Source organism: Bacillus sp. JJ1764 (assembly GCF_036962145.1).
In the GTDB taxonomy this organism is placed as follows: Bacteria; Bacillota; Bacilli; order Bacillales; family Cytobacillaceae; genus Neobacillus.
In genome coordinates this window covers 1-8,585 of the sequence record NZ_JBALNY010000221.1, presented here as the reverse complement: position 1 = coordinate 8,585, position 8,585 = coordinate 1, and the positions used below count along the sequence as shown (strand labels likewise).

Here is an 8,585-nt window from a genome sequence, read left to right as displayed (position 1 = left end):
AAATCAACAGACAAGTTTAACAGAGCCAAAACTAAAAAAGAGCCAGAGGCTCTTTTCTTAAGGATTTTAGTGACCTGCCCTTGTTAACGATATAGAACACCCATTACTAGATGAGGTAAAGGTAATCTCATCCCGTTTATCGTTTTTAGCATTATAAATGATACCATCAGACGATTCTATTTCAGAGGGTTCTATCGTAAAGCCAATTAGTTTTATCTCCTCTATGTATTCTTTCGGATTATCCATTTTTGCAAAAGTATAGGAATTAATGGTTTCACCTGAAGTAAAGGAGGTTATTTTCACACCGGGGTCCGGAAGCCCTGCCATTTTTGCAGAATCCCATTTGGCATTTTCACCTTCCATAATCATCCCTGCTCCTTCTCCAGTTGGCTTTTCACCTTTTCCAGCTAAAATAACACCAGATTTATTATCTTTTGAATAGACGAAGCTAATCATCTGCCCGCCTTTATTCGTCCCTGTATAGTTAAAATTATCCATACTTACATAATTATATATAAAACCTGCATCCTTAATTTTTTGGATATATGCCACTATATCTTCTTCCTTCATTTTGGAAAGGGTGTAACTTGACCCTTCATTGTTCGAAATAAAACCATCCAGATTAGCTTTAGGAGCTTCCAAACCATACATTTTTTCTTTATCCCATTTTGCCTTCCCTAATTTTATTTTGCCCTTACCGTCTTTTTCTTTGATTTCTATATTTCCTTTTTTGTCTACATTCACTGAACTTTCCGTAGAACATCCAGTCAATGCAACCATAATAGAGATTGCCAAGATCTGTCCTGCAAATTTCATAGATTCCCCCCCTAAAACTAAAAAACTGCCAAATTGCTCTACTTTGGCAGATCTACCGAAATAAATTGTACTTTTTTCCCAATTATACCATTTATTATAGGGTGGAAAAAGAAATTCTACAGACAAGATTTCGAGAATCTTCGACTAAACGTATGAAAAAAGCTGTGGAAATCGTCCCACAGCTTCACCTATTTTTCTGTCCTATCATTCAGTTCATCCATTAACTGTTTTGACCTTTTGGCATTACCCTCTGCAAAGTTTTCAAGACGTTCCTTTAAATCATCATCGTCATGGACCCGTTCTGCTGTAATGAGGTATGTTCGCATTAAATCCTCTTCTATTTCAAGTGAATGTTCAAGAACTTCCTCGAGTTTCTCCTTCTCAACATCCTTCTTTTTAAATAAATCCATAAAAAAGTCCCCCTTTTTGATTTAGTATTTCCTTGGAAGAGGAGCTTATCCAGAATTGGTAGGTTGATTACAAGAAAGGTTTTAATCATTTGACAATTAAAAAAGGTTTGGCACCATGGCCAAACCCTTTTTGTGTAATGGTAAGTTCTATTTTAAACTTTAAATTTTCCGGTTAGTCTTTCTAAATCATTAGCCATTTGGGCCAGATTTTTAGAAAAAGTGGATATTTCCTGAATCGAAACTAATTGCTCTTTTGATGAAGCGGCAACTGCTTGAGAATTGGAAGAGGCTTGGGTTGTAATCATAGATAGATTTGTTACAGACATAGCAACTTGTTCCGCTCCTGATGACATCTGCTGGGAGGCGGAGGATACCTCTTTAATTTGGTCTGTGACAGCTTGCACTGACTTTAATATTCGATTAAAAACATTATTTGCTTCATTAACCACTTGAATTCCAGTATTTACATCTTCAATCCCTTTTGTTGCAGAGTTAACTGCATTGGAAGTATTCATCTGAATTTTAGATACAAGTGTCGAAATTTTAGTAGCTGAATCTTTCGATTGTTCTGCTAACTTTCTTACCTCATCAGCAACTACAGCAAATCCTTTTCCAGATTCTCCAGCGCGAGCGGCCTCAATGGCAGCGTTCAACGCCAATAAATTGGTTTGTTCAGCAATATTGGTAATGACTTCAATTATTTGACTTATTTCATGTGAAAGATTACCTAATTCTTGAACCTTACTGCCAGCCTCATCCACCGATTGTTGAATCGTTTTCATTTGGTCAAGGGTTTTTCCAATTACCTTATGACCTTCATTAGCCTCATCAATGGTTTTATGAGCTGAATCTGTTACTATTTCAGTTGAATTAGCAATGGTCATAATTCCAACGGCCATTCCAGTCATCGCAATGGAGATTTCATCCGCCCCACCTACTTGTTGTTGGGTACCGGAAGCAATTTCCTGAATAGAAGCAGAGATTTGATTAGTAGCGATAGAATTTTGTTCTGCACTTGCCGTTAGCTCGTCAGAAGAAGCTGCTACCTCCACAGCCGCGAGTTGCACTTGTTTAATAATAGTCTGGATATTCTCCATCATTTTATTAAAAGCAATTGCCATTTGACCGATCTCATCTTTACTTTTAATCTCTAATCGTTGCGTTAAATCCCCATCATTATTGGATAATTGCTCAAGCTTCTGAACTACTTCGATCACAGGCTTAGTAATTTTTCTTGACAGAAGGATTGAAACGGTAATACCAATAAGAATGGAAGCAATGAGAATACCGATAGAGATCATTGCACGAGTTTGCATCATTTTTTTCTGTTCGTTGATCTTCTCAGTTAATAAATCAGATTGTATTTGTTTAAAGTCAGATACATCGGAAGCAAACTTAGAAAGAACATCCATATATTCTCCATTATAGATCTCCAACGTTCTTTCCTTATCAACAGCAGCTAAACCAAGCATCTTCGTTTCAATATCCTCTAAATTTAAATTGTTTTTTTGAAGATCCTTTAATAATTCTTTAGACTTAGCATCTGTTGCAGTTGCAATCACTTCTTTCATGCTTTTCTCTATCTTTTTACCGTTAGCATCGTATCTCCCTCGTTCAACTTGATTGCCCGGCTGAATAATCAACCCTTTAACAGCGTCGGAGATCGTTACATTTTCATTTTCAATTTCTTGTGCAAGATTATAAGTTTTAACATTATTTTTTATTAATTGATTATAGGAATCTCCAAGATTTTGCATTGAAAAATACACAATAAAAAAACCAATAGTACTTACGATTAAAACAGAAATAAATCCTAGCATCAGTTTAAACCTTATGCTCATATCGAATTCCCCTTCCCTATATATCTTTCATTATCGGACCAGAAATCATAATAGTTTAATAGGAAAATGTTGCAAATAAAAAAGGACAACCCATATCGGATCGCCTTTTGCTGAAGTTATTCTCCTTAACTAATCGATACCTGCTCAGGTTGGTTCGATAAAATGAGCTGGAATGGCCCTTTAGTTGTTTGGACTGTAACTACAAAAGTATTACCGGAAACAGCGGCCTTTTCCTTAAGTTTCTGTGGCTTCATATTTAGCTCCACGCCTTTGTTGGACTTATTTACTAAATATATTCCATTATGTAAGTTTAGAAATTCGCTGACAGATGCTTGTGCTAGTTCATCGATCTCTGTAAGTTCTTCCTCGGCATACTTCGACGCCAGATAAAGAAATACATTCTTGTTAGCAGTAATCGCAGTGAACAGTGGATCGTTACCAACAATTTCTTGATGAACCAACCAGTTTTGCTGCTGAGTATTCTCCTGTTCAGCTACTTCTAAGTACATTTGGTCATCTATGAAACGGATCATATTTTTCGCAAAAAGGGAGAGATATTCACTATATGTATCCTTTTCTTTTGAAAGAATGCTGTTAACTAAGGTCTCCACATTTCCGCTCTTAATAGCTTCAAATTGATCATCTGAAAGACTATTATCCCTTTTATATTCGTCTAAGGCTTGGCCAAACTGTTCAATATTCATGTAACCACGGTCAACCAACGATTGTGCTAGGAATAAATGGCCTTGCTTTTGTACGGAAATTAATGACTCTACTTGGTCATTTGATAAGTAGCCTAATTCTACTGCAATTTCCCCAAAGCGTTTATCGACTTGTTTTTGTTTCTCATGAACCTCTTCCACCTGTGAAGGTGTCATAAACCCCTCATCGATGGTAATCACACCAAATTTGACATGAACAGATTGCTGATATTCTAATGCGTCAGCCAACTGCTCCCGAGTAATTAAGCCGCAATTGAGCAAGTAATGACCAAAGTATTGACTAAACATTCACTTTCCCCTCCTTTATGATCTTTTCTAGAAGATTCACAACAGAATCAAGGGAAATTGGTTTCTGGATAAAGTCATAGGCACCATTTTCAAGAGCCTTTTTTAGATGTTCCTTTGTACCAACTGAAGATGCCATTACAACTTTACTAGTAGGGCTGATTTCTATGATTTCAGTTAACGCTTCCATTCCGTCTTTATCTGGCATTACAATATCCATAAAAATTAAGTCAGGCTGATTGTGCTTTACTGACTCAATTGCAACATTTCCATTTTCCGCCTCGATAATTTCTTTACATTTACACTTTTCTAGCATACCCCGCAATTTCTTACGGATTAATGCAGAATCATCACAAACTAATACTGTCAAATTGTTCTCCATATTTGCCAACTCCTTCTTGTAGAAAAATGCAGAAAAATGTATTAATAACACATAATTATAGTTCTACAGACCTATCTAATAATCCTTTTATTTTTTTAAATAATATTATTCAGCAAATATGGGAACTTATTTTTAGTGCCTACTCCTGTAAAAAAACCTTCATTTGCTTCGGTTTAATACACACATCCTCACCCGTTTTTAAATCAAGAATACGAAAATATTCCTTTGTTATTTCTGCTTCTATATACTCATTATTGTCCCTTCGTACCATTTCAATTTGAACAACTGAACCCACGAAATGAATATGAGTTATTTTTGCTCTTACAGAGTCCCTGCTTTCTTCCCGATTAATGCCAATATCATGTGGTCTTACATACCCAACTGCTTCTGTATTCATTTTTTCTGCATATTCATTCGGCGCGGCAATTTCAAAGCTGCCATCGTTTAGCTTTCCATTATGCAAGCGCCCTTTAAACAAATTGACATTTCCTAAAAAGTGATAGACAAAAGGGCTAATTGGATGTTCATAAACTTCTTCAGGTGTTCCAATCTGTTCAATTTTTCCTTCATTCATGACCACAATCCGGTCTGCCACATCAAGGGCCTCCTCTTGGTCATGGGTAACAAAAATGCTGGTAATTTGGTATTCGTCATGGAGCCTTCTTAACCATCTGCGCAAATCCTTCCTTACATTCGCATCAAGAGCTCCGAAAGGTTCATCGAGCAACAATACTTTAGGCTCAACTGCTAATGCCCTTGCTAAAGCCACTCTTTGACGCTGTCCGCCTGATAATTGGGCCGGATAACGGTCTGCAAAACTCTCAAGTTTAACAAGTTTTAATAATTCAGAAACCTTTTCTATTATTTCTTGCTTGGAAGGTCGTGTTTTTCTCGGACGTACCTTAAGGCCATATGCTATATTCTCAAAAACCGTCATGTGGCGAAACAAGGCATAATGTTGAAATACAAAGCCAACCTTTCTTTCTTTTGTACTGACATCGGTCATATCCTCCTCTCCAAAGAGAATCGATCCATGATTGGCCGATTCTAAACCAGCTATTATTCTCAATAAAGAGGTTTTTCCCGATCCGGATGGCCCTAGCAATGCAACAAGTTCCCCAGTTTGAATATCCAGATTTATGTTATCAAGGGCGAGAAATGAGCCAAATGATTTAGATATGTTTTGAATTTGTATACTCATATTAGTCATCTCCCTTTTCAATTAAAATACTCTTTTTCGTTTTCCACTCAATCATATTTTTTACAACTAGAGTAATAATCGCAAAGAGGGACATTAAAGAGGCTACCGCAAAAGCTGCAGAAAATTGATATTCATTATAGAGAATTTCGATATGAAGCGGCATTGTATTTGTTACACCACGAATATGTCCTGAAACGACGGAAACAGCTCCAAATTCTCCAATGGCTCTGGCAGTGCAAAGGATCATTCCATATAATAATCCCCATTTGATATTTGGCAAGGTTACCAACAAAAAAGTCTTCAAGCCACTGGCACCCAAAGTCAGCGATGCTTCTTCATCAGCCGTTCCTTGTGTCTGCATTAATGGAATCAGTTCCCGAGCAACAAAAGGAAACGTTACTAAAAGGGTAGCAAGGGCAATCCCCGGTACAGCAAAAATTATTTTGAGATTATGATCTAGTAGCCATGTTCCAAACAATCCATGAACGCTGAATAATAACACAAAGACCAAGCCAGCTATAACCGGGGAAATGGCAAAGGGCAAGTCTATAATCGTAATCAGAACACTTTTACCTCTAAACTTAAATTTTGTAACAGCCCAGGCGGCAATAACTCCAAAAATCGCATTAATTGGAACTGAAATCAGGGCAATCAATGCAGTTAACTTAATCGCTGATAGAGCATCAGGACTGCTTATTGCTGATAGATAGACGTCCCAACCTTTTTCAAATGCTTTTATAAAAATAGCCACAAGTGGCAGTACTAAAAATAATGTTAAAAAACCTAACGCAATCAATATTAGAGCCCAGCGAACCCAGCTGGATTCAGAATTTTCACTTGAACTTTGTAAAGGTGTACTCGTGTAGTTCATTGATACATTCCCTGCCATTGTAAATGCCCCCTTTTATGCAAATTTTCGATTCGTCCACCATTGCAACAAATTCAGAACCAATAATAGTATGAATGAAAAAATGAGCATCACTGCAGCGATCGCGGTGGCACCTGCATAATCATATTGTTCTAGTTTCGTCATGATTAGTAATGGAGTTATTTCAGTTTTCATCGGCATATTCCCAGCAATGAAAACAACCGAGCCATACTCGCCTAGTGCTCTTGCAAATGCCAAAGCAAAGCCTGTCAAAATAGCAGGGATGAGTTCAGGAAAAATGACTTTAATAAAGGTTTGGACACGCGTAGCTCCAAGACTTTCCGAAGCCTCTTCCAGTTCTTTATTAACATTTTGCAATACAGGTTGTACGGTTCTAACCACAAATGGTAGCCCAATAAATGTCAATGCAAGAGTGATTCCTAATGGAGTAAAAGCCACTTTAAAACTAAGAAATTGTCCAATCCAGCCCTGCTCAGTGTACAAAGTCGTTAAGGCAATCCCAGCAATCGCCGTCGGCAGAGCAAATGGTAAATCAACGAGTCCATCGATTATTTTTCTGCCTGGAAAGCGATAACGAACTAATACCCAAGAGATTAAAACCCCGAAAACAGCATTAATCGCTGCAGCTACTAACGAAGAACCGATGCTAAGCTGATAGGATGCAACAACTCTTGGTTCGGTAATGGTCTGCCAAATTTTTGACCAAGGGGCTGCAAAAGAATTTATAAAGATCATGGATAAAGGCAGAAGAACAAGTAGGCTGATGTAGAAAACCGTAAAACCTAGTGATAAGCCAAATCCTGGTAGTGGACCATGCTTTTTCATTTTGATTTTTTTTAAATAAGCCATGAGGTTGACCCCTTTCGCTCTAGTACATCAGAGGTGCCCACCATGAGCACCTCTAAATATAGGAATCTTTTTATTTTGGTTGATAGATTTGGTCAAATGTCCCACCATCATTAAAGTGTTTTTCCTGTGCCTTTTTCCAGCCGCCAAAATCATCATCGATGGTCACCAAATTGATTTTTGGAAATTCATCTGAGTACTTAGCAAGAACACTTTCATTCCTTGGTCGGTAATAATTTTTGGCGATAATCTCCTGTCCTTTTTCGGAATATAAGTATTTCAAGTACGCTTCTGCTACTTCTCTTGTTCCCTTTTTATCAACTACTTTATCGACAACGGTGACAGGTGGCTCTGCCAAAATACTCAGGGATGGCACAACAATTTCAAACTTATCTTTTCCAAGCTCATTTAGGGTTAAGAAGGCTTCGTTTTCCCAGGCAATTAATACATCACCAATTCCCCGCTCCACAAATGTGGTTGTAGCTCCCCTTGCACCAGAGTCTAGCACTTCAACATTTTTATATAATTGGCCCATAAAGTCTTTGATTTTTTCCTCATCATTGTTGTATTTTTTCTGCGCGTATGCCCATGCCGCTAAATAATTCCATCTAGCCCCTCCTGAGGTTTTCGGATTTGGTGTGATTACCGAGACCCCTTTTTTGGTTAAGTCATCCCAATCCTTGATTCCTTTTGGATTTCCTTTTCTTACAAGAAACACAATGGTCGATGTATAAGGCGTGGAATTATCCTCCAACTTCTTTTGCCAATCCTTTGAAAGCAATCCTCCCTTATTAGCAATCTCATCAATATCATAAGCAAGGGCCAGCGTGACGACATCAGCTTCAAGTCCATCGATGACAGCTCTTCCTTGTTTTCCAGAACCACCATGGGACTGTTGAATAGTAACCTGCTGGCCCGTTTTCTCTTTCCAATACTTCGCAAATTCCTGGTTATACTGTTCATAAAGTTCTCGAGTCGGGTCATAAGAAACATTTAGTAATTCAACAGGAGCTTTCGTTTCAGCCGTTTTATCTTTCTCCTTTTTCTTTGTGCTCTGATTGCTACTCGTCTCACTGCTGCATGCAGCAAGAACCATAGCCAATAAAATAAGAACCAATGAAAATTTAAAACCCAGCTTTTTTTGAATAGACATTTGTATTTCCCCCTTTTTAAAATAAGGCTGTGTTAAAGAA

Annotated in this window: 9 protein-coding genes and 1 pseudogene; all 10 read right to left on the bottom strand. The window is 37.7% G+C overall.

Annotation, left to right across the window (positions count from 1 at the left end; translation table 11 throughout):
* Positions 1–66: 66 nt before the first annotated feature.
* The gene (locus tag V7083_RS22660) at positions 67–816 is read right to left on the bottom strand and encodes a hypothetical protein (protein ID WP_335482345.1); all 750 of its coding nucleotides are present in this window, start codon (positions 814–816) and stop codon (positions 67–69) included.
* Positions 817–1,004: 188 nt separating this feature from the next.
* A complete protein-coding gene (locus V7083_RS22655) occupies positions 1,005–1,226 on the bottom strand; it encodes a hypothetical protein (RefSeq protein WP_335482343.1) in 222 nt (73 codons plus the stop codon).
* Positions 1,227–1,378: 152 nt separating this feature from the next.
* Complete coding sequence (locus V7083_RS23880; RefSeq protein WP_438823765.1) at positions 1,379–2,323, bottom strand: methyl-accepting chemotaxis protein; 945 nt, start codon at positions 2,321–2,323, stop codon at positions 1,379–1,381.
* Positions 2,321–3,067, bottom strand: a pseudogene (locus tag V7083_RS23875) (HAMP domain-containing protein); the annotation flags it as partial. The gene V7083_RS23880 and the pseudogene V7083_RS23875, both read right to left, overlap by 3 nt.
* 125 nt (positions 3,068–3,192) lie before the next feature.
* The gene (locus V7083_RS22645) at positions 3,193–4,077 is read right to left on the bottom strand and encodes a hypothetical protein (RefSeq protein WP_335482339.1); all 885 of its coding nucleotides are present in this window, start codon (positions 4,075–4,077) and stop codon (positions 3,193–3,195) included.
* Positions 4,070–4,456 (bottom strand): response regulator, encoded by a 387-nt coding sequence (locus tag V7083_RS22640; protein WP_335482337.1) that lies wholly within the window; start codon positions 4,454–4,456, stop codon positions 4,070–4,072. The genes V7083_RS22645 and V7083_RS22640 overlap by 8 nt, the downstream gene beginning before the upstream one ends.
* Before the next feature lie 139 nt (positions 4,457–4,595).
* A complete protein-coding gene (locus V7083_RS22635) occupies positions 4,596–5,657 on the bottom strand; it encodes a sulfate/molybdate ABC transporter ATP-binding protein (RefSeq protein ID WP_335482335.1) in 1,062 nt (353 codons plus the stop codon).
* Position 5,658: 1 nt separating this feature from the next.
* Positions 5,659–6,546 (bottom strand): sulfate ABC transporter permease subunit CysW, encoded by an 888-nt coding sequence (cysW, locus tag V7083_RS22630; RefSeq protein WP_335482333.1) that lies wholly within the window; start codon positions 6,544–6,546, stop codon positions 5,659–5,661.
* A 15-nt stretch (positions 6,547–6,561) separates the two neighbouring features.
* Positions 6,562–7,395 (bottom strand): sulfate ABC transporter permease subunit CysT, encoded by an 834-nt coding sequence (cysT, locus tag V7083_RS22625; RefSeq protein ID WP_335482331.1) that lies wholly within the window; start codon positions 7,393–7,395, stop codon positions 6,562–6,564.
* 70 nt (positions 7,396–7,465) lie between these two features.
* On the bottom strand, positions 7,466–8,545 hold the full coding sequence (locus V7083_RS22620; RefSeq protein ID WP_335482329.1) for a sulfate ABC transporter substrate-binding protein: 1,080 nt from the start codon (positions 8,543–8,545) through the stop codon (positions 7,466–7,468).
* Between the last annotated feature and the right edge of the window lie 40 nt (positions 8,546–8,585).

Bases quoted from the DNA above. Each gene is read 5' to 3' on its own strand.
- V7083_RS22660 (WP_335482345.1), bottom strand. From the start codon at position 816: ATGAAATTTGCAGGACAGATCTTGGCAATCTCTATTATGGTTGCATTG.
- V7083_RS22635 (WP_335482335.1), bottom strand. From the start codon at position 5,657: ATGAGTATACAAATTCAAAACATATCTAAATCATTTGGCTCATTTCTC.
- V7083_RS23880 (WP_438823765.1), bottom strand. From the start codon at position 2,323: ATGGAGAATATCCAGACTATTATTAAACAAGTGCAACTCGCGGCTGTG.
- V7083_RS22645 (WP_335482339.1), bottom strand. From the start codon at position 4,077: ATGTTTAGTCAATACTTTGGTCATTACTTGCTCAATTGCGGCTTAATT.
- cysW (WP_335482333.1), bottom strand. From the start codon at position 6,546: ATGGCAGGGAATGTATCAATGAACTACACGAGTACACCTTTACAAAGT.
- V7083_RS22655 (WP_335482343.1), bottom strand. From the start codon at position 1,226: ATGGATTTATTTAAAAAGAAGGATGTTGAGAAGGAGAAACTCGAGGAA.
- V7083_RS22640 (WP_335482337.1), bottom strand. From the start codon at position 4,456: ATGGAGAACAATTTGACAGTATTAGTTTGTGATGATTCTGCATTAATC.
- V7083_RS22620 (WP_335482329.1), bottom strand. From the start codon at position 8,545: ATGTCTATTCAAAAAAAGCTGGGTTTTAAATTTTCATTGGTTCTTATT.
- cysT (WP_335482331.1), bottom strand. From the start codon at position 7,395: ATGGCTTATTTAAAAAAAATCAAAATGAAAAAGCATGGTCCACTACCA.